Origin of the sequence: Niabella insulisoli (assembly GCF_039652435.2) — a bacterium.
GTDB lineage: Bacteria > Bacteroidota > Bacteroidia > Chitinophagales > Chitinophagaceae > Niabella > Niabella insulamsoli.
Map to the genome: position 1 here is coordinate 812535 of NZ_CP190246.1, position 20114 is coordinate 832648.

The 20114-nt window shown below is 44.6% G+C and carries 22 protein-coding genes; 12 read left to right on the plus strand and 10 right to left on the minus strand.

Annotation, left to right across the window (positions count from 1 at the left end):
• Nucleotides 1-118: 118 nt before the first annotated feature.
• Together ABDK00_RS03500 and ABDK00_RS03505 are read right to left on the minus strand one after the other, a co-directional pair.
• Nucleotides 119-703 (minus strand): porin family protein, encoded by a 585-nt coding sequence (locus ABDK00_RS03500; RefSeq protein WP_346238122.1) that lies wholly within the window; start codon nucleotides 701-703, stop codon nucleotides 119-121.
• A gap of 51 nt (nucleotides 704-754) precedes the next feature.
• Nucleotides 755-2014 carry a metallophosphoesterase gene (locus ABDK00_RS03505; protein ID WP_346238123.1) on the minus strand — a complete coding sequence of 420 codons (1260 nt, stop codon included), beginning with the start codon at nucleotides 2012-2014 and terminating at the stop codon, nucleotides 755-757.
• A gap of 174 nt (nucleotides 2015-2188) precedes the next feature.
• Between ABDK00_RS03505 and ABDK00_RS03510 the strand changes: the two genes are divergently transcribed.
• From ABDK00_RS03510 to ABDK00_RS03530, 5 genes are all read left to right on the plus strand, one after another.
• A complete protein-coding gene (locus tag ABDK00_RS03510) occupies nucleotides 2189-2989 on the plus strand; it encodes an AAA family ATPase (protein ID WP_346238124.1) in 801 nt (266 codons plus the stop codon).
• 36 nt (nucleotides 2990-3025) lie between these two features.
• A complete protein-coding gene (locus ABDK00_RS03515; RefSeq protein WP_346238125.1) occupies nucleotides 3026-3940 on the plus strand; it encodes a ParB/RepB/Spo0J family partition protein in 915 nt (304 codons plus the stop codon).
• A gap of 44 nt (nucleotides 3941-3984) precedes the next feature.
• On the plus strand, nucleotides 3985-4674 hold the full coding sequence (locus tag ABDK00_RS03520; RefSeq protein ID WP_346238126.1) for a DUF5683 domain-containing protein: 690 nt from the start codon (nucleotides 3985-3987) through the stop codon (nucleotides 4672-4674).
• 34 nt (nucleotides 4675-4708) lie between these two features.
• Entirely contained in the window at nucleotides 4709-5440 is a 732-nt protein-coding gene (dapB, locus tag ABDK00_RS03525; RefSeq protein ID WP_346238127.1) for a 4-hydroxy-tetrahydrodipicolinate reductase, read from the plus strand.
• 283 nt (nucleotides 5441-5723) lie between these two features.
• A complete protein-coding gene (locus ABDK00_RS03530; protein ID WP_346238128.1) occupies nucleotides 5724-6218 on the plus strand; it encodes a DUF5683 domain-containing protein in 495 nt (164 codons plus the stop codon).
• A 21-nt stretch (nucleotides 6219-6239) separates the two neighbouring features.
• On the opposite strand, the gene ABDK00_RS03535 is transcribed toward ABDK00_RS03530, so the two are convergent.
• Nucleotides 6240-7295 carry an Mrp/NBP35 family ATP-binding protein gene (locus ABDK00_RS03535; protein ID WP_346238129.1) on the minus strand — a complete coding sequence of 352 codons (1056 nt, stop codon included), beginning with the start codon at nucleotides 7293-7295 and terminating at the stop codon, nucleotides 6240-6242.
• A 101-nt stretch (nucleotides 7296-7396) separates the two neighbouring features.
• Between ABDK00_RS03535 and ABDK00_RS03540 the strand changes: the two genes are divergently transcribed.
• Nucleotides 7397-8032, plus strand: a complete 636-nt coding sequence (locus tag ABDK00_RS03540; protein WP_346238130.1) for a carboxypeptidase-like regulatory domain-containing protein — start codon at nucleotides 7397-7399, stop codon at nucleotides 8030-8032.
• Nucleotides 8033-8039: 7 nt separating this feature from the next.
• On the opposite strand, the gene ruvA is transcribed toward ABDK00_RS03540, so the two are convergent.
• Nucleotides 8040-8633: a Holliday junction branch migration protein RuvA gene (gene ruvA, locus ABDK00_RS03545; protein WP_346238131.1), complete on the minus strand. Its 594-nt coding sequence runs from the start codon at nucleotides 8631-8633 to the stop codon at nucleotides 8040-8042.
• A 101-nt stretch (nucleotides 8634-8734) separates the two neighbouring features.
• On the opposite strand from ruvA, the gene ABDK00_RS03550 reads away from it, so the two are divergent.
• Both ABDK00_RS03550 and ABDK00_RS03555 read left to right on the plus strand, forming a co-directional pair.
• On the plus strand, nucleotides 8735-9727 hold the full coding sequence (locus ABDK00_RS03550; protein ID WP_346238132.1) for a beta-ketoacyl-ACP synthase III: 993 nt from the start codon (nucleotides 8735-8737) through the stop codon (nucleotides 9725-9727).
• A 140-nt stretch (nucleotides 9728-9867) separates the two neighbouring features.
• Nucleotides 9868-10317 (plus strand): GNAT family N-acetyltransferase, encoded by a 450-nt coding sequence (locus tag ABDK00_RS03555; protein ID WP_346238133.1) that lies wholly within the window; start codon nucleotides 9868-9870, stop codon nucleotides 10315-10317.
• Between the two features lie 350 nt (nucleotides 10318-10667).
• On the opposite strand, the gene ABDK00_RS03560 is transcribed toward ABDK00_RS03555, so the two are convergent.
• Nucleotides 10668-11759, minus strand: a complete 1092-nt coding sequence (locus tag ABDK00_RS03560) for a porin (RefSeq protein ID WP_346238134.1) — start codon at nucleotides 11757-11759, stop codon at nucleotides 10668-10670.
• 313 nt (nucleotides 11760-12072) lie between these two features.
• Between ABDK00_RS03560 and efp the strand changes: the two genes are divergently transcribed.
• The 3 genes from efp (at nucleotide 12073) to accC (ending at nucleotide 14776) form a co-directional block, all read left to right on the plus strand.
• A complete protein-coding gene (gene efp / locus ABDK00_RS03565) occupies nucleotides 12073-12639 on the plus strand; it encodes an elongation factor P (RefSeq protein WP_346238135.1) in 567 nt (188 codons plus the stop codon).
• 170 nt (nucleotides 12640-12809) lie between these two features.
• On the plus strand, nucleotides 12810-13304 hold the full coding sequence (accB, locus tag ABDK00_RS03570; protein ID WP_346238136.1) for an acetyl-CoA carboxylase biotin carboxyl carrier protein: 495 nt from the start codon (nucleotides 12810-12812) through the stop codon (nucleotides 13302-13304).
• A 131-nt stretch (nucleotides 13305-13435) separates the two neighbouring features.
• Nucleotides 13436-14776, plus strand: a complete 1341-nt coding sequence (accC, locus tag ABDK00_RS03575) for an acetyl-CoA carboxylase biotin carboxylase subunit (protein ID WP_346238137.1) — start codon at nucleotides 13436-13438, stop codon at nucleotides 14774-14776.
• Between the two features lie 78 nt (nucleotides 14777-14854).
• Here accC and ABDK00_RS03580 read toward each other — a convergent pair whose 3' ends face one another.
• The 5 genes from ABDK00_RS03580 to ABDK00_RS03600 all read right to left on the minus strand — a co-directional run bounded on the left by ABDK00_RS03580 (nucleotide 14855) and on the right by ABDK00_RS03600 (nucleotide 18869).
• Nucleotides 14855-15742 carry a DUF6263 family protein gene (locus tag ABDK00_RS03580; protein ID WP_346238138.1) on the minus strand — a complete coding sequence of 296 codons (888 nt, stop codon included), beginning with the start codon at nucleotides 15740-15742 and terminating at the stop codon, nucleotides 14855-14857.
• Nucleotides 15743-15803: 61 nt separating this feature from the next.
• A complete protein-coding gene (locus tag ABDK00_RS03585) occupies nucleotides 15804-16631 on the minus strand; it encodes a DUF2911 domain-containing protein (protein WP_346238139.1) in 828 nt (275 codons plus the stop codon).
• 197 nt (nucleotides 16632-16828) lie between these two features.
• Entirely contained in the window at nucleotides 16829-17731 is a 903-nt protein-coding gene (gene xerD, locus ABDK00_RS03590; protein WP_346238140.1) for a site-specific tyrosine recombinase XerD, read from the minus strand.
• A gap of 3 nt (nucleotides 17732-17734) precedes the next feature.
• Nucleotides 17735-18397, minus strand: a complete 663-nt coding sequence (locus ABDK00_RS03595) for a hypothetical protein (RefSeq protein WP_346238141.1) — start codon at nucleotides 18395-18397, stop codon at nucleotides 17735-17737.
• A 115-nt stretch (nucleotides 18398-18512) separates the two neighbouring features.
• Nucleotides 18513-18869, minus strand: coding sequence for a YraN family protein (locus ABDK00_RS03600; RefSeq protein WP_346238142.1), 357 nt, complete (start codon nucleotides 18867-18869; stop codon nucleotides 18513-18515).
• Nucleotides 18870-18905: 36 nt separating this feature from the next.
• Here ABDK00_RS03600 and manA point away from each other — a divergent pair, with 36 nt between their 5' ends.
• On the plus strand, nucleotides 18906-20111 hold the full coding sequence (manA, locus tag ABDK00_RS03605; RefSeq protein ID WP_346238143.1) for a mannose-6-phosphate isomerase, class I: 1206 nt from the start codon (nucleotides 18906-18908) through the stop codon (nucleotides 20109-20111).
• Nucleotides 20112-20114: the final 3 nt, after the last annotated feature.

Here is a 20114-nt window from a genome sequence, read left to right on the forward strand (position 1 = left end):
TACCGACAATATTAATGCCACTGCCAGATTACAGAAAACTTGTCGTAAAATGCTAGGCTGAATGCCATCCTTGCGGCATAGAAAGCGAAATCAAATTGCGGGGATCATCCGGCGCTCACTAAAAGGCGATGCCCACACTGAATTGCAGCGCTTCATTCTTCCACTTATCCTGGTCCGGAATTTCGCTGATATTACTCAGGCCAATAACATACCGCGCCGAGAAGCGAAACATGCTAATATTGAGTCCGGCGCCACCCACCATTGAAAAATCACCTTTCTTAAAAGCGTCCTGTCCGTTTTCCAGCAATTTTTTGTCTTTGTTCATAATAATACCAAAACGGGGGCCGGCTTCGATGTGTAGCGGTCCGATTAAACGAAGGTTGAGCAGTATGGGAATTGATAAATAATTGAGTTTTACTTTTCGCTGATCGCTGCTTAAAACATCCAGCGTATTGGTAAAAGAAGTATCGGTTGTTGCGGTGGTTTGGGAAAATAATACCTCGGGGTTGATGCTCCATTTATCGCCCAGGCCAATTTCGGCAAAACCGCCGGCGAGATAGCTATAATTGAATTCTTCTTTGAAGGATTTGCCGTCGATTTTTGCGGCGTTGACGCCGGCTTTTACACCGATATGAAATTGAGCGCGCACTGAAAACGCCGAAAGGGCTGATATAGCCAGCATCAGAAGAAGTTTTTTGTTCATTGTTTAAGGTTAAAAGGGTTAAGGGTTTTATGACAAATGTAGGTTTTTACTTTATGCTTTGGTCAGTTCGATTACGGTTATTTCAGGTAAAATTCCAACCCGGCCGGGGTAGCCGATAAAACCAAATCCCCTGTTTACATAAAGCTTCTGATGATCTTGCTCATACAAGCCGGCCCAATGTTTATAAACATATTGAACCGGGCTCCAGCGAAAGCCGGGAATTTCAACACCGAATTGCATACCGTGGGTATGCCCGCTGAGCGTGAGGTCGACATCTTTGTATTTTGAATTCACTTCCGAACTCCAATGCGAGGGGTCGTGGCTCATTAAAATTTTAAAAGGATAATTCGAAGCGCCTTCCATCGCTTTGGTCATACTGCCATAGCTGTGAAAATTGCCGCGGCCGCTGATGTTTTGAACGCCCAGCAACCCGATGGTGTCAATGCCTTTTTGAAGGGGTAAATGTTCGTCCAGCATCAGTCGCCATCCCATTTCTGCGTGTATTTTTTTCAATTGTTCCAGGTTTTGCGCTTTGGCAGCTTCATCCGGCCAGGCCGCATAATCCCCGTAATCGTGATTGCCCAGCGTGGAAAAAACACCCATCGGCGCTTTCAGCCTGCTGAATATCTTTTGATAGTCACCTACTTCTTCACTTTTGTTATTCACCAGGTCGCCTGTGAAAAGAATGACATCGGGTTGTTGTTCTAAAATCAGATCAATGCCTTTATTTACGGCTTTCAGATTCGTAAAACTGCCGGTATGTATATCGGAGATATGAACAATTTTCAGGCCTTTGAACGAATCGGGAAGATTGGCGAATGGGAGGCTTACATTTCTCACCTGGTAGTTATATTTGTTACTCAGTCCATAAATAAACGAAGAAAAAAGGCTTGCGCCAGATACAATCCCCAGCCAGGTTAAAAAGGATGACCGGGAAATGCGGTCGCCGGTTTCGCCGGCTATTTCGCTGATTTCGTTGTTAGCAGAAAAGATTTTTCCTGCTACCCACTGAACCGCCCGGCGGATATCATCGACAAAAAAGAAAAGGGCGGCAATCAGCTTTCCCATAAAAAACGCGAAAATGAAAACAAATGCCACGCTGCGAATAAATTTATTCTGATCGCTGAATTGCAAATAGGGCAGTAACAGCAAGAAGATCAGCGCGGCGGCAGAAAAAGCCCAGTAAACAATAGTGTAAATAGTCCGGCTTTTCGAGCCGGTAACGAAAAGTGTTCTCACCGAGAAGAAAACATACAGGTCGATCAATATCATAATGGCGATCAAAATCCACCAAAACGGTCCGTTTCTCATTGTGTTTTATTTTAAAAAACCAAAGCTAAGGAAGAAATGGTGAATCCTGGCTGATGGCGGGGCCACGATAAACCGGCAACTATTACCATTCATGCTGTAAAAACTTTACATTTGCGTTTCACCATGATTTATCAATAAGCGAATCCAATAAATCCTAAGTCGTGGTTTTGAAATATGGCAAAAATTATAGGTGTAGCGAATCAAAAAGGAGGCGTAGGTAAAACTACAACTGCCATTAATCTGGCTGCAAGTTTTGCCGTTCTGGAATATAGAACATTGCTCGTGGACGCCGATCCGCAGGCCAATAGCACTACAGGCGTGGGCTTTGATTTGCAGAATATAACGCAGAGTTTATACGATTGTATGGCTAACCAAACGCCGGCGGAAAAGGTCATATTGAAAAGCGATATTCCCAACCTCGACCTGATTCCCTCGCATATTGACCTGGTGGGTGCGGAAATTGAGATGATCAATTATCCCAACCGTGAAACAGTGTTGACAGAAATTTTGGCCCCGGTGCAGGATCAATATGATTTTATTATCATCGATTGTTCTCCGTCGCTGGGTCTTATCACGGTGAATGCTTTAACAGCCGCTCAGTCAGTGGTCGTGCCGGTGCAATGCGAGTTTTTTGCACTGGAAGGACTGGGGAAATTGTTGAATACCATAAAGATCGTGCAAAGCCGGCTCAATATGGATCTGAAAATCGAAGGTATTTTGATGACGATGTATGACGCCCGCTTGCGCTTGTGTAACCAGGTGGTGAGCGAAGTGCGCCGGCATTTCGACGAGTTAGTTTTTGACACCATTGTCCATCGCAATTCAAAATTGAGCGAGGCGCCGAGTTTTGGAAAGCCTGTTGTGTTATATGATGGCAATAGTAAAGGCGCGATGAACTATTTAAATCTCGCGAAAGAGATCCTTCAGAAAAATAATATGACCAAAATTTCCAACGAAGAAAAAATAATGGAATAATTTCCGGAAATAAGAAATTAATTATCAAAGAACAAAATGGCTACACAAAAATCAAGTAAGGATGCGTTGGGAAAAGGGATTCGTTCACTCTTGGGAAGCATTGATGCAGAACTGAAAAGCGGCACGGGCGAATTGAAGAAAACCGTGGTGGAAGCCGCTACCAATATTTCTAAAATTTCACTTGATGAGATAGAAACCAACCCTAAGCAGCCGCGTACCGATTTTGACGAGCAGGCCTTGCAGGAACTGGCGCAATCTATAAAAATACATGACATCATTCAGCCGCTTACCGTTTCTAAAATGGCAAACGGCAAATACAGGCTGATAGCGGGGGAACGCCGCCTGAGAGCGTCCCGTATCGCCGGGTTGAAAGAGGTTCCGGCTTATATCCGCCAGGCGAACGACGCAGACCTGCTCGAACTGGCTTTGCTGGAAAATTTGCAAAGAGAGGATCTGAACGCAGTGGAAGTGGCGCTTAGCTATAAGCGCATGATGGATGAACTCGATTACACGCAGGACCAGGTGGCTGAGCGCATGGGGAAAGACCGGAGTACGGTAGCGAACTTTATCAGGCTCCTGAAACTACCGCCCGATATTCAATTGGCCGTTAGAAGCAACGTTATTTCAATGGGGCATGCGCGTGCGCTGATCAATGTTGACACGGTTGATAAGCAATTGTTCATCTTTAAAGAAATCAAAGAAAAAGGCCTTTCGGTAAGGCAGACTGAAGCGCTGGTGCGCAACCTTTATAAACAGAACGGCGCTAAAAAACCGGTGAAAAGCAGCTTGTCATCGCCCTTCCAGCGGATTGAAGATAAGCTGGCAACCCAGTTCGATACGCGTGTGAAATTAAAACACAGTTCCAAAGGCCATGGCCAGATTACTTTCGACTATTACTCGGTAGAAGAACTCAACAAGCTCTTGCAAAACTTTAACGTGTCGGTCGATTAAACTTTAACGTGTTGATAGAATAATCTGTAGTTTATTTGCAAAACATGCGCTTTTTTACAAAACTTTTTTTTGCTGCTTTTTTCGGATGGCTGATGTATGCCAATGAGGCACAGGCTCAGGAAGTGGACACGGCTTTGGCAAAACAGATATTGGCGACGCAGGATACTACCGTTAAACCGACCATCAGCAACCCGGCTTTTGAAGAAACCGACAGCAGCAAGCTTCGCGATCCCAACGCGCGCATACCAAGGGTAGCGGCGCTACGATCAGCGATCATACCCGGCTGGGGCCAGATCTACAACCGTAAAATCTGGAAAGTACCTATTATTTACGCAGCACTGGGTGTTACGGGCGGTATTTTTATCAATAACCTGACCTGGTACAAACGAACTAAATATGCTTACACAGTTGCCTATAATATTACACAGGGTAAGGATGAAATCGGCAGCGACAGCTACAATAAAGTCAACGACGATTTAAAACGTGTGTTTTTTGAAGGTTCCCAGGGCGTGCAGCCAGAATACCTGCGCACGAACAGGGATTATTTTAGAAAAAACCTGGACTATGCTGCGATTTATTTCGTTATTGCATGGGCGTTGAACGTGGTAGAAGCCACGGTAGATGCGCATCTGAGCAGTTTTGATGTTTCGCCGGACCTCTCATTTAAAATGCAGCCGGGTTATAGCCAGCTGGCGGGCACGGCGGGCGTGAGCTTCGTGCTCCAAATAAAATAAGAACTTGTATTGATCAAAAATAATTGACGCTAAAATGAATATAGCTTTAATTGGTTATGGAAAGATGGGCAAAGCGATTGAGCAAATTGCTTTAGAGCGCGGGCACGAAATTGTATTAAAAATAGACGAGACCAACCTGGCTGATTTTACCAGCGCGCATTTATCCAAAGCGGATGTGGCGATCGAGTTTACAGGCCCGCATACGGCTTACGACAATATTGTAAAATTGTTGGAGTTTGGCGTGCCGGTTATTAGCGGCTCTACAGGCTGGCTCGATAAGATGGAGGCCGTGAGGGAGCTTTGTAGTCAACAAGCCGGCGCATTTATTTATGCCAGCAATTTTAGCGTGGGTGTGAATTTGTTTTTTGAACTGAATAAGAAACTGGCGCAGCTGATGCATCCCCATAGCGAGTATAATGTCAGTGTGGAAGAAATTCATCACACTCAAAAAAGAGATGCGCCCAGCGGAACGGCCATTACCATTGCTGAAGGCGTAATGGAAAGTTATAATGAAAAGACGAGATGGGTAAACGACGCTTCTGCCGCGGGTTTGGAGCCACAGGAAAATGAGCTGCTCATTGTGAGCAAGCGGATCGATCCGGATCCGGGCACTCATACCGTGCGCTACGCTTCGGCGATCGATGATATCACCATTACGCATTCGGCTCATAACCGCCAGGGCTTTGCGCTGGGCGCCGTTGTAGCAGCCGAATTCTTAAAGGATAAAAAAGGTATTTATACTATGAAAGAAGTGCTGGGTTTGTAACGAGGTGAAATAAAGAAATAATTAAAGTGCTGCCATATTTGCAGCATTTTTTGTTTGGATAATCTGCGAAGGTGAGCGTTGGAAATCTATTTGTTAAAATAAGCACCGCAACGTTTCATTTAACAAATACTAAATAAAGGTTCTGTTTTCTTTGCAGCATATGAAAATCGGAAAACCAATACGCTGCGCCTTTGCTGTCCTTATATTAGCAACAAATTTTTGTGACGCTCAGAATGATGCTAACACCGGCTTTTCAAAAAGCCAGAGGAAAACCTAAATTACAGTGGAGGAAAAAATACCCCGAAAAGCTGCGATCAAGTCGGCAATTTTACCGGGGTGGGGGCAAGTCTATAATAAAAAAATATGGAAGGTGCCGATCGTTTATGCCGCGCTGGGAGCGACCGGTGGTTTGTTTGCAAGTAATCTCGTATGGTACAAAAGGTTTCAAAAGGGGGTAAGCGTTGTTTCCGCCCTTGGGCAGGCAGGAAATACTGTAAGAGATTCATCACAATATTTTGCCTTGCATCGCCTCGTTAAGTCGTATTACAAAGCAGATGGTTTGGAAACCTTGCGTCATGTGCGGGATGATTCTCGAACGGACATGACCTATTCAGCGCTTTACTTTTTAATGGCCTGGGCTTTGAATGTTGTAGATGCCACGGTGGATGCCCATTTGGGCGGATTCGATGTGTCTCCGGATCTATCTTTAAACATCCGGCCGGGGTACGACCATGAAAGCCGAACTGCGGGACTAAGTTTTCTGGTAAAAAGAAAGTAATTCCAGAAAATTGAGCGTCGTTTATTTAGATTGATCTTTGACTTTTTTCGCCAACTCCATAAACGCCTTTTTGCTCACTTCATCATCGCTCATCATAGCCGGAACGCCGATGTCGCCGCCTTCCCTGATATTTTGTACCAGCGGTATTTCACCCAAAAAAGGAAGATCATATTCTGAAGCCAGTTTTTTCGCCCCTTCTTTTCCAAAAATGTAGTATTTATTGTCGGGCAATTCGGCTGGTGTGAAATAACTCATATTTTCAACAAGCCCGATAATCCTGGCATTAAGCTGCGCCTGGCCAAACATGGCAATACCTTTTTTAGCATCTGCCAGCGCCACGTCCTGCGGAGTGCTCACAATCACCACGCCCGCAACTTTAATCATTTGCAGCAGCGTAAGATGAATGTCGCCTGTTCCGGGAGGCATGTCCACAATCAGGTAATCCAGGTCGCCCCAATCCACGTCCGTCACAAACTGGCGGATAGCGCTGCTGGCCATCGGGCCGCGCCACACGACCGCTTTACTTTCATCTACCAGCAAACCGATGCTCAGCAATTTGATACCAAACCGTTCCAGCGGAACGATCACGCCTTTCCCATTTACATCCTTCATCATCGGCCGTTCGCCCCTGACACCAAACATAATCGGCACGCTTGGGCCGTAAATATCTGCGTCCATCAACCCCACTTTTGCACCGCCCTGCGCCAGCGCCAAAGCCAGGTTGGCAGCAACCGTGCTTTTTCCTACACCACCTTTGCCGCTGATTACAGCGATTACGTTTTTTACACCGGCAAGCGGGCCCTGCTGTTCTTCTTCATAAGAAGTTGGCGCTACCGGTTTTTGCTGAAAGGCAATTTTTATGATGGCATCTTTATTAACACGTTCTTTAATAGCTTTAATGGCTTCACTTTTCAGCTTTAAGCGCAGGTCCGAATCTTCCGAATCAATGATCAGGCTAAAAGAGATATAATATTTTTCAATAACCAAATCCTGCACTACTCCGGCAGTCACGATATCTTTTTCATTATTAGCAAAATGCACCGTACGTAGCGCTTGCAGTACTTTTTCGTTTGTCATTATTAAAGCTTATGTTAAATTCAAATATAAATGCCAAAGTTAAACACCTCTGTAACCAAATTGTTGTCTTTATTAAAATACATGTACTTAATTTTGACGCAGTGAAGAAAATTGTATTGTTTTTATTGATCTCATGCATAAGCGGCATTGCGGCCCATGCGCAGTTTGAAAAAGCCCGCGATTCAGTTGTTCAGCTTTTTGGTGTGATTATGACAGCCGACAGCCTCGAAGCGATCCCTTCCGTTAGTGTGACCGTGCGAGGCACCCATCGCGGTACCATTACCAATAATGACGGCGTATTTTCAATCGCCGTTTTAAAGGGCGACGTGATTGAATTTTCGCATGTGAGCTATTTGCCCGGGTCAGTAAAAGTTCCCGACAGTTTGAAAGGCACACAGTACAGCATTGTCAAAACACTGGTGCAGGATACCGCTTATTTGCCCGTTGCTATCATTCGCCCGCGACCCACGCCCGAACAGTTTGCCCGGGATTTTATCAATACACCAGTGGCCGAAGATGAACTTGAAATATTGCGAAAGGCCAATACACCGGAAGCGCGGCGTGCCTATATGGCGAAACTACCTCATGATGGCCGCGAAATGACCAATCGCCAATTAAACAACGTGTTTCAAAAAGCCAGATACCAGGGTCAGATCCCGCCTATGAATATTTTCAGTCCGGCTGCCTGGGCTGAGTTTATCAATGCCTGGAAGCGGGGCGATTTTAAGCGGCGGTAATCAGTATTTACAAAGATTTTAAGACAGTTTTGATCAGTTCTTCCAGCTCAAGCGCCGGGTTGCCCTTCAATGATTTGGATATATGCAGATCGGCCTGCTGGCGGTTGATGCCTAATGCAATCAGCGCTTCCAGGGCGTCTTGCTTCACGGTTGAGGCCGTGCTCGGCGCTGCAATGGCGCTTATCTCGGCGTCTGGCGTTTGTTTTGCAACCTTATCCTTTAATTCCAACACGGCTCTTTCGGCCGTCTTTTTTCCGATCCCTTTAATTTGTTCCAGCGTTTTGGCATCCCCGTTTAAAATAGCAGCTGCAATTTCATTGGGTTTGAGATAAGAAAGGATAAGCCGCGCGGTATTTGCTCCAATTCCCGAAACACTAAGCAGCATTAAAAAGATTTCCCGCTCTTTTACGTCCGCAAAACCAAACAATAAATGGGCGTCTTCCCTTATCAGTAAATGCGTAAATAACAGCCCTTCTTTTTTATCCTGAATTTTTGAAAAAGTGTTCAGGCTGATGTTGACTTCATATCCAACGCCCTGAACATCAATAACAACATGCGACGGCGTGATGCTGGCAAAACTGCCCTTTAAATAAGTGATCATTTTGCGAATTTCAAACAATAAAACACAAAACACAAATTATAATTCCTTTACCTTTGGCATCTCTAAAAATCAGCAACTGAGATCAAACCTTTTAAAAATCAATGAGTAATAAAATTACAGCGGCCATCACTGGAATCAGTGGCTTCGTGCCTGAAGATAAACTTACCAATTTTGATCTTGAAAAAATGGTAGAAACGAATGACGAATGGATCAGAACCCGCACGGGGATTGAAGAACGCAGGATTTTAAAAGGAGAAGGAAAGGGTGTAAGCGAGATGATTGTGCCGGCAGTAAAAGCGCTTCTTGAGAAAAAAGGGATGGATGCTGCCGAGATCGATTGTATCATTGTTGCAACAGTGACCCCCGATATGGTTTTTCCTGCCACCGCCAATATCGTGGCCGACAAAGTAGGCGCGAAAAACGCTTTTGGCTTTGATATTTCTGCGGCTTGTTCCGGTTTTTTATATGCGTTGACGCAGGGAGCGGCTTTCATTGAAAGCGGCCGATATAAAAAGGTGATTGTGGTGGGCGCCGATAAAATGAGCGCCATTGTAGATTATACCGACAGGGCTACCTGTATTATTTTCGGAGACGGCGCGGGCGCTGCTTTGTTAGAACCCCGGGAAGATGGAACTGGGATCAAAGACAGCATCCTGAAAAGCGACGGCAGCGGAGCGCAATATCTTCGATTGAAAGCCGGTGGAAGCGCTTATCCCGCAACGGCTGAAACGGTTGCCAGAAGGGAGCATTATGCTTATCAGGAAGGGCAGACTGTTTTTAAGTTCGCTGTTAAAGGAATGGCCGATGTAAGCGCCGAGTTGTTGGAAAGAAATAATTTGACCGGGGACGACATCACCTGGCTGGTGCCCCATCAGGCTAACTTGCGCATTATTGATGCTACCGCCAACCGCATTGGACTACCACGCGAAAAGGTGATGATCAATATTCAGAAATATGGCAATACAACTGCCGCCACGATTCCGCTTTGTTTGTGGGAGTGGGAGTCGAAGTTGAAGAAGGGAGATAAACTGGTGCTGGCTGCTTTTGGCGGCGGTTTTACCTGGGGCGCCACGCTTTTGGAATGGGCGTATTAGGTTTTGTTTACAAGCAATTGAACACTACTCAGCAAAATTGTCTGCCTGTCCGGTAGGCAGGCGTCGCACACTTGAGCTGCAAAAAAGACCTCAACATAATATAAACGCCGGTTTTATACGCCGGCGTGTTTTTTTTAAGTATGGATATAAATATCAGAAAGGCGGTGGCAGCAGACTGTCCACGTATTTTAGAACTGGTTCGCGAGCTTGCCCAATATGAGCGCGCGCCACAGGAAGTAACTATTTCTTTGGAACATTTCGCCGAAAGCGGCTTTGGCGACAGCCCCGTTTGGTGGGGATGCGTAGCCGAGTCCGATAATATCATCGTAGGGTTTGCATTATACTATATCCGTTTTTCCACCTGGAAAGGCCAGGCCATGTATCTGGAAGATATCCTGGTCACACAGTCTATGCGCGGCAAAGGCATCGGGCAAATGTTATTCGATCAATTGGTGGCTGAAGCGCGGCAAAAAGGACTAAAAAGAATTTGCTGGCAGGTGCTCGACTGGAATGAACCCGCCATTAATTTCTACAAAAAATACAAAGCTCATTTCGACGGTGAGTGGATCAATTGTTCGATTGATGTGTAGTTTTCCTTCCCAGCCAGGTCTTCTGAAAAGGACTCGGCGTATAGAATCCATTTAAAGCGCCGCGTCCACAGTCAACTCTGGAGATCACTGTTGAGATTCTGCTGGGAAGGAGAAAATTAAATTCGATGGCGAGGGGATCAATTGTTCGATTGATGTGTAGTTTTCCTTTCCAGCCGAGTCTCCTGAAAGGGACTCGGCGTATAGAATCCTTTTAAAACGCCGAGTCCACACCCAACTCGTAGAATCCTTGGTGAGATTCGGTTGAGAAGGATTGTTCCGAAAGATTTGGATATAAGAAAACCCCTGAAAGCAGGGGTTTCTTTTTGATATAAGCAGTATATGAACAGAAATTAGAAAGAATATACAGCGGCCAGCAGAAAACTGCCCGTGCTCTTTGTGGCGCTGCCATCATTTTTATAAAAAATCGGATCCTTTGCGCTGTCCAACCTAAACTCAGGAATAAAAGCCAGTCCGCTAACGGGTTTAATATTCAAAGAAAGCGTGGCCTGCGTAATCGATGTCCCGAAGATCAGTCCGCCCTGATCGCTGTCGTCAAAATATTCGCCGCGCAACGTGATCCCAAATTTTTCGGAAGGATCCACATTCAGGTAAAGCGCCGAGCCCCACCATTTTTTCGAAATATCTTCAAACTGGTCCACAATCTTCACCGTGCCGTCATACCCCAGAGAAAAGGCGTCGCTGATTGAAGCAGTGGCCGTAAGGCCGATCTGGTTATGATTGCTGCCGCCCAGGTCTTTGCCGCCCACATAGTTTAAAAAGGCGTTCACGCTTTCTGAAGTTTTGCTGAACTGTGCGATCACATTCTTTTTGGCAAAAGAGGCAGAAAGTATATCTGTGGGGTTGGCAATTCCGGCCATCACACCAAAACCTTCTCCTATATTATAATCTATTTTTAAGCCCGTATGTGAAAAAGGCCCGTAGGAAAACATATAACTCATGCTGTAGTTGCGATTGAGTTGTGGGTCTAAAACTTCATAACCCAGGTGTGTTCCCCATTTACCAGCCGAAATGCGGATATTATCTGTGGGCGTGTACACCACATAAGCCTGTTTGATCGCCTGTAGCAATGAAGAGCCTGAAATGGTTTCACCGTCCGCATTTACAAGCGGTTCTTCAGCATATGAAAATTCTTTAGCTCTTGTACCAAAGCCGAGGTCTACGACCACGCCGGCTTTTCCTTTGGTATAGCTTGCTTTTAGCGAAGCCATGCCCAGTTCGATGGAGTTTTGAGAATTTGTAAAGCTGGTAAAATTGTTTGTCGCCCCAACCGACTTTGCATTTTGAAAGTTAAAACGATAATAAGCGTCCACCGATCCGTTGATCTGCAGTTCACCTTTCGGTTCTTCAGTTTCAGTTTGGGCTAAGAGGGTGCCGGAAATTAAAAGAGCTTTGGTTGTAAAAAGAAGAAGTTTTCCTTTCATTTAATTTTTTTTAATGTTAAAAAAATGGTTAAGAGCTAATTCATAAGTCAGGCAGGGTTGTTTATATTTGAAATATTTTTAATATTGATAATTTCTGTTCTTTGAGTAAATATTTTTATATAAACTTTATATTTAATAATTGTAAAAATAACATTATTTGGTTAAAAATTCATTATTGCGTTGAATTATATTATATATTATAAATCATAATATATTTTTGAGCGACTTTTTTTGGAAAACTTTTGCAGGTTATGCGATTCATCACGGTATGGGCCTTAAAAATCCTATATTTGCGCCCTAAATTTTTTAGAACATGGCAAATACTTCAGACATCAGCCGCGGCATGATTTTAAAGCTGGATGGCAGCCTTTACTCGGTAGTTGAGTTTGGCGAAAACAAAACAGCTCGTGCAGCTGCGAAGGTTTGGGCGAAGCTGAAAGGGGTGGACAACAGCAGAACGATTGAAAAAACCTGGAACTCTGGCGACACCATTCACCCGGTGAGAGTTGAAAAGCGGGAATTCCAATATTTATATCAGGATGAAACCGGGTATAATTTCATGGATAATACCACCTTCGAACAAATCAGCATTGCAGAAAGCCTTATCGACGCCCCCCAGTTTTTAAAAGAAGGGCAGGAAGTTGCTATCGCGATGAACACGGAAACTGAATTGCCCGTGAGCGTGGAGCTTCCGGATAAGATCGTTATGCAGGTTACCTACACAGAGCCGGGTTTGAAGGGCGATACCGCTACCCGCACATTGAAGCCCGCCACAGTTGAAACAGGCGCCACTGTAAATGTGCCTTTATTTGTAAACGAAGGAGAGCTGATCAGGGTCAATACTAAAACAGGCGAATACGTAGAGCGCGTAAAAGACTAATTTTTTTTACTTCGTAATGCGTTCTCGTTGAAGATGGCAAGTCTTTTGAAGCGATCTGAACAGGGCGCAAAAAATCGGGGTAAAATCTTATCTATTTACTTACCTTAGTTATTCTTTTCGAGCTGTTAGCGAAATAAACAATTAACCCAAAAGCTGTCAAATTGAAAAATATGGACTTCAGACAAATTCAGGAGTTGATCAAGATGATCAACAAATCAAATATCGGAGAACTGAGCATTGAGCAAAAAGATTTCAAACTATCGATCAAACAAAAAGAAGAAGCCGTAACACAGGTGGTTGCTGCTCCTTCGTTTCCTGTTCAGGGAATGCCTGTTCCGGTAGGCCCTGCGCAAATTACAGCGCCGCAAAACCAACCGGCGCCTGCGGCAGAGAAACCAAAAGCCGCACCAGCAGCTACCAACTCCAACACCATTATTAAAAGCCCGATGATCGGTACTTTCTACCGTCGCCCTTCGCCCGATAAATCAAACTTTGTCGAAGACGGGGACATTATTACTCCAGGCAAAGTGCTGTGTGTTATTGAGGCCATGAAACTATTCAATGAAATTGAAAGCGAAATAAGCGGAAAGATCGTGAAGGTTTTGGTAGAAGATGCATCGCCTGTTGAGTTCGATCAGCCTTTGTTCGAGGTAGAAACCGCGTAATATTATTTGTATTATAAGCCAATTTGAAAATTACTGACAGGCGCCTGTTTGTTCTTTTTTGAATTGGTTTTTCATTTTTAAGTTATTGAATTTTCAAACAAGCCGGATCGCCGCGCTTTTAAAAGAGATCGATGTTTAAAAAAATATTAATAGCCAACAGAGGAGAAATTGCATTACGTGTTATCCGGACCTGTAGAGAAATGGGCATCAAAACTGTAGCCGTTTATTCTACTGCCGACAGCGAAAGCCTGCATGTGAAGTTCGCAGACGAAGCTGTATGTATCGGACGGCCCGCCAGTTCTGAATCTTACCTGAACATTCCCAATATCATGGCTGCTATTGAAATCACAAATGCCGATGCGGTACATCCCGGATATGGTTTTTTGGCAGAAAATTCAAAATTTGCCAGTATTTGTAATGATAGCGGTGTGAAATTTATCGGGCCGACCGCTGACATGATCAATAAGATGGGCGACAAGATTACGGCTAAGGAAACAATGATCAAAGCTGGCGTGCCCGTTGTTCCCGGCGGGGAAGGCTTGCTCGAAAGCGTAGAGCACGCAAAAGGCCTGGCCAGGGAAATCGGTTATCCGGTGATACTAAAAGCTACTGCAGGCGGTGGCGGAAAAGGTATGCGGATTGTGTGGGAAGAAAGTGAGATCGACAAAGCCTACGATACCGCTAAAATGGAAGCGGCAGCCTCGTTTAAAAACGATGGCATTTACATGGAAAAGTTTGTGGAAGAGCCCAGGCATATTGAAATTCAGGTGGCCGGCGATCAGTTTGGTAATGTTTGCCACATGAGCGAGCGCGATTGTTCGATACAAAGGCGCCACCAGAAACTGGTTGAAGAATCCCCGTCGCCGTTTATGACGGATGAGCTCCGTTTTGCGATGGGCGAAGCTGCCAAAAAAGCGGCTGCTGCTATCGGGTACGAAAGCGTCGGAACGATTGAGTTTTTGGTCGACAAGCACCGGAACTTTTATTTCATGGAGATGAACACACGTATCCAGGTAGAACATTGCGTGACAGAAGAAGTAATCAATTTTGATTTGATTAAAGAGCAGATCAAAATTGCAATGGGAGAAAAAATTACCGGTAAAGATTATTTCCCTCAGGCGCATAGTATCGAATGCCGCATCAATGCAGAAGATCCTTTTAATGATTTTCGCCCTTCGCCGGGGAAAATTACAACACTACATGTGCCGGGTGGCCACGGGGTGCGCGTGGACAGCCATGTTTATGCGGGCTACACCATTTCTCCTTATTACGATTCGATGATCGGAAAGCTGATCACCATTGCTCGTACCCGGAAAGAAGCGATCGATACGATGTACCGCGCTTTGAGCGAGTATGTGATTGAGGGTGTGAAAACGACGATTCCTTTCCATCTTCAACTGATGCAAAACGAAGATTTTATTGCGGGTAATTTCAACACCAAATTCCTGGAAACTTTTCAATTAAAAAGATAATCGATAGCCTTTAATGGCTATCAAAAAGCAAAAAGCAGGTAACGAATTACCTGCTTTTTCTATTGTTGCCGGATACGACTATTTTTTTGTGGCGGTAATGCTGATATCGGTAGCAGTTGCCATCGGAATTTTTTGCCCCTGCACTTCGATATTGCCTTTTAGGTTTTGTCTGCCTTCGGTATGGATAAACATCCCCGACTCCAGGTCGATTTCTGAAGTGCCTTCAAACACACCGTTTAGGTCGAGGCTCATCTCGATACCGTAGCTGGTTATTTTTGAATCGGCGCCGGTAATCAGTTTGCTGACGCTTTTGATAAAGCCCCTGTTCCCTTCCACTTTGGAAAGCGTATAAGTGTTAACGGCCTGAATAGCGTAGGGGACTTTTAGGGTCATACTATCCGTCCAACTGTCGCCAACTTTTACCGGATGTTCAGGATAAAATCCAAAAGCCTGGTTGAGCATATTCTTAAGCGCGTCTTCGCCCAATACGCCTTCCAGGGTTTGTTTTTGTATCGCATCGCCGCCAGCCTTTGCAATAATTTTGTCCTGTCCGTTTACCTCAATCACTTTGCCTTTAGCGTCAAGAACAACTTCAACCGTTTCTCCTTTTAGCGCCCTGAAACTTTTGCTGGCATCATTCGTAGTGTCCGGGTCATCACTGTCCATGCGCACTTTCTGCCCCATTGCATCCATGTCCATATTGAGGCGCTCGTAAGTCATGCGGAGGTTTTTATGAGCGCCCTTGTTTGAAATTTCATACAACATATCGATGTTATACTTCAGGTCAATATTCATGTCCTGCCCCATTACATTTTGGGCCACTTTTGAAACCACACTTGTCACTACGTCATATTTATTGCCGCTTTGAGGTTTAAAGGATAATTGATAGGTTTTCTGAGCGCTTGCCACTGAGGCACCCAAAAGCAGGCAGGCGATAAAGTAGTATAATAGAATGTGTCGTTGCATGAATTTTTGTTTTTAACAGGTACGGATGTTTAACAATGTTTGAGTAGCCAGGCAATCACAATTAAAGACTGCTGATCAACTTTTCGTTCAGGGTTACATAGTCCTGGTTTTGAGCTTTCGCTGCCAGCTCTTTCGATGCAAGCGCGGTTTGCTTTGCCTCATTTTTTTTGCCAAGTTTAGCTAAGGCGCGCGCATACTGATATTTGATCCAAAATGCGTTCGGTTGTGCGTCCGCGGCTTTTTTAAACCAATCGGCAGCTTTGTCCAGATCTTTGCCATTTTCAAGGTAATAGAAAGCGGCCTGAAAATAGGCAGGCTTATCTGATTGCATCGACTTTTCGATATCGGCCATCACTTTGCTGTCAATATTCGTTTTGATGGGCAGGCTAACCAGCGTATTATCCCAGATGATAGCAAGTTCGCAAGATGAGGCAGTTACATCTTCAAACGAAATCGAAAAATTTTCAAGTTGGAAAGGTAATTTCATCGGTTTGGCATTCACTCTCACCACATCCTGGTCCTGCTTGTAGGCGGCCGGGCTGGTCACATCAGTTTGTTTAGAGATAATCAGCGTCCAGGAGTCAGCGCCCGGAATGCTTAGTAGCCCGTATTTTCCGGCAGGAATCTTTTTTCCGCCAATGATTACTTCGTCCCCAAAAGTAAGTGTCGTGGCTCCGTTAGCCCCTGTTCTCCAAACCTTATCGAAAGGAACCAGGTCGCCAAATATTTTACGTCCCTTCATCGCCGGGCGGCTGTAAGAAAGCTCGATATCGGACAAGCCAAACTCTTGCTTAACGGTTTGCGCCGGGCTTGGAGCCGGCACTTTGACCTGTGCATTGGCGCCCATCAATGCAGTGCATAATCCGAATAATAAGACAAGTTTTTTCATGTGTATATTGTTTGTTTGATTTTTTCTAAAACGCGCGCACGCTGAATTTGTTTCGATCAGTGAAAAAATTTACCAAAAATTCTTTTACCTCAGCACAGCCCTTTTAATGATAGCTTTCGTAAAAATACGCATTATTGCGGGAGCGCCGCCACGTTGACAATCGTTGAAAAATCTTTCGGCTATGGGCTTATAGGAAATTATTTTTGAAAGGAGGGATGGAACTGTTCGAGTGTTTTTCTCAGGAATTCCTTATCAAGGTGGGTGTAAATTTCAGTTGTAGTAATGCTTTCGTGACCCAGCATTTCCTGCACGGCGCGCAGATGGGCGCCGCCTTCGATCAGGTGTGTGGCAAAAGAATGCCTGAAAGTGTGTGGCGAAACTGTTTTTTCAATGCCTGCCTTTCGAACAAGATCTTTGATGATTAAGAAAATCATCACGCGGCTTAGTTTCTGTCCTCTTTTATTCAGAAACAAAATGTCTTCATTGCCGGGTTTGATGTTGAGGTGCGTGCGGATATTTTCGCGATAAATGTTGATATATTTTATTGCTGCGCTGCCGATGGGTACCAGCCTTTCTTTGTCGCCCTTGCCCAAAACCCTGATAAATCCTACGTCGAGATAAAGCTGTGAAATGCGAAGATTGACCGCCTCGCTGACGCGGAGCCCGCAGCTATACAAGGTTTCCAGCATTGCTTTGTTGCGGGTGCCTTCTGGTTTGCTCAAATCCAATTGGTCGATGATGCGATCGATTTCGGTAAAACTTAGCACATCAGGAAGGGAGCGCCTGGTTTTTGGCGCTTCAAGAAGTGCTGTGGGATCGTCGGTGACGATATCTTCAATAGCGCAGTATTTATAAAAAGCCCGGATGCCGGAAATGATGCGGGCCTGAGATGAGGCCGTCATGCCCAGTTCACCGATCCATTGCACAAAAAACTGCAAATCCTGCAACGTAATTGTTGCAGGATTTTTTTGCAGGTTTTTTATTTCGATAAACTGGGTTAGCTTATCAAGATCCCGCAGGTAGGCCGCCGTCGAATTTTCAGACAGCGATTTCTCGAGTTGCAGGTAAGCTTTAAACCCTTTTTTATAAGATGCCCACATGGGTTATTTAAAAGTCAGCGGATTGTTGTGCACCACTTCTTTTTTATCCACTTTTAATTTAGCGTAAATATTAGCTTTCGTGATGTTTACAGAGTCGATCAGGCTGTGCACATCATCATAGTTGATATCGGTAACGCCGGTGTCAGTTAATAATTGTTTTGCAATCTGGCCGGTTTTCATATCTTCCACATATATGAAAGTGTTATCATAATAAGCCACCAATCCATCTTCAAGTTCGAATTTTGGATCGAAATTGTTGATGGCGCTGGTAAACTTGCTTGTTGCGCCCGACTGATCGAAAGGTAATTTGAGGACATACCCGCGGCCCGTAGCGCAGTCGTTAAATTTCACCCAAGCATACTTGCCGTCGATAATTTCGGCGCTAAGAAACTGTTTTGAGGGCTTCACCGGCTTGTCGATAAATTCAGCGAAGATAATATCCTTGATAACGCCCATGCCGCCTTTTTCCCAATGTATCGAATCAATTTCACAGTTTTTAAAAGATATGTTTACAAAAGGATTTCCCGGCGCATCGGAGGTTACTTTTATAGGTTCTGTTAAACAGGTTGTGTCGGAGCAAAAAGGTGCAGATGCAGTAGTTCCGCTGTCCTGGCAGCCAACAAAAGCCAGTGTAGCAATAACAAACGTTAAGCTTAATAATTTCATGTGCGTTTTTTTAAAAAATTAATGAGGTTGCTGAAAGCAACAAACCTACATAAAAATTGTGATCCGGGCTACTGTGTAATTTTTTAGCAATGAGGCAGCATGCTCTTCCAAAAGGTCAGAGATAAATATCTTCGATAAAAAAATATTCCGGATTTCCGTCCTTTTTTAAAGTGATGGAGACAATGTCAAATTGGATCCATTGGAACCCTGGGTTTAAATGGAGATACTGATCGGCCGCATTTTTCAAATAATTAAACTTTTTGACGTTCACGCTTTCTTCCGGGTATCCGAATTTTGCCGAGCTGCGGGTTTTGACTTCAATGAAATGTATTTTTTTACCTTTGGTGGCAATGATGTCTATTTCGTAGTGGGCGTAGCGCCAGTTGCTGAATAAAATTTGATAGCCTTTTTCGCGCAAAAAACCAGCAGCCAGCGATTCTCCGGTTTTTCCGAGTTCATTATGGTTAGCCATTGTTTATCTTTAACTGAATTTACTATAAAAATAAATATGCAACGCTTAGCACCCCTGACCGGCAGTATTAAACATTATGATTGGGGCGGCACGGCCTACCTTCCGTCGCTGCTGCAAATAGAAAATCCGAATATGAAGCCTTTCGCCGAATATTGGCTAGGCGTTCATCCGCAGGCCCAGTGCGAACTGACGCTTGCCAGGGGAAAGCAGGTTTTACTGCGTGATTATATCACGGAACATTTGAAGGAGGCGCTGGGCGACCGGGTTTTTAAATCCTTTGGCAATATGCCCTATCTGCTGAAGGTGCTGGATGTAAAAGATATGCTTTCTATTCAGGTGCATCCGTCGAAAAAAGAAGCAGCTATTGATTTTGAAAATGAGAACAAAGCCGGCATTGCAATGGATGCCCCCCATAGAAACTATAAAGATGCCAACCATAAGCCTGAATTGATGGTGGCGATGGGCGAGTTCTATTTGCTGCATGGCTTTAAGCCCGAAGAAGAACTTTTGGCCACGCTTGAAAAAGTGAAGGAACTAAAAGTATTCCGGTCGGTTTTTAAAAAGAAGGGCTATGCAGGATTGTATAAGCTGGCTATGGAAATGCCGCAGGAAGAAGTGAATGAATTGCTACAACCTTTGCTGGCGCGCATCATTCCAAAATACCAGCACCATGAATTGAGCAGAGAAGAGGAAGATTTCTGGGCGGCGCGCGCGGCGCTGACATTTAGCCGGCCCGGTATTATTGACCGAGGTATTTTTTCAGTGTACTTTTTTAATCTTTTACACCTCACAAAAGGACAGGCTATTTTTCAGGACGCCGGTGTGCCGCATGCTTATCTCGAAGGACAGAATGTGGAGATTATGGCGAGTAGCGATAATGTATTGCGCGGCGGGCTCACCACCAAACATATCGATACTGTTGAGCTTTTAAAACATACCCAATGCGAAGCAACGCATCCGAAAATAATTAAAGCCGCGAAAAATAAAACGGCACAAGATTATAAAGCGCCCGTAAAAGATTTTGCGCTGACTTCCTATCAATTGGAGAAAGGTGCGTCGATAACGTTAAATATTTTAACTGCCGAACTTTTTTTGTTGATGGAAGGGAAAGTAAGCCTGCATTCTCAAAAGACGAAAGTGCTCTTACAAAAGCCTAATATTACTGCCGCCGCTTTTGCAGGAGCAGAAGTGACCGTAAAGGCTTTGGAAGATTGCTGGTTGTTTAAAGCCGCCGCCAAATAAGGA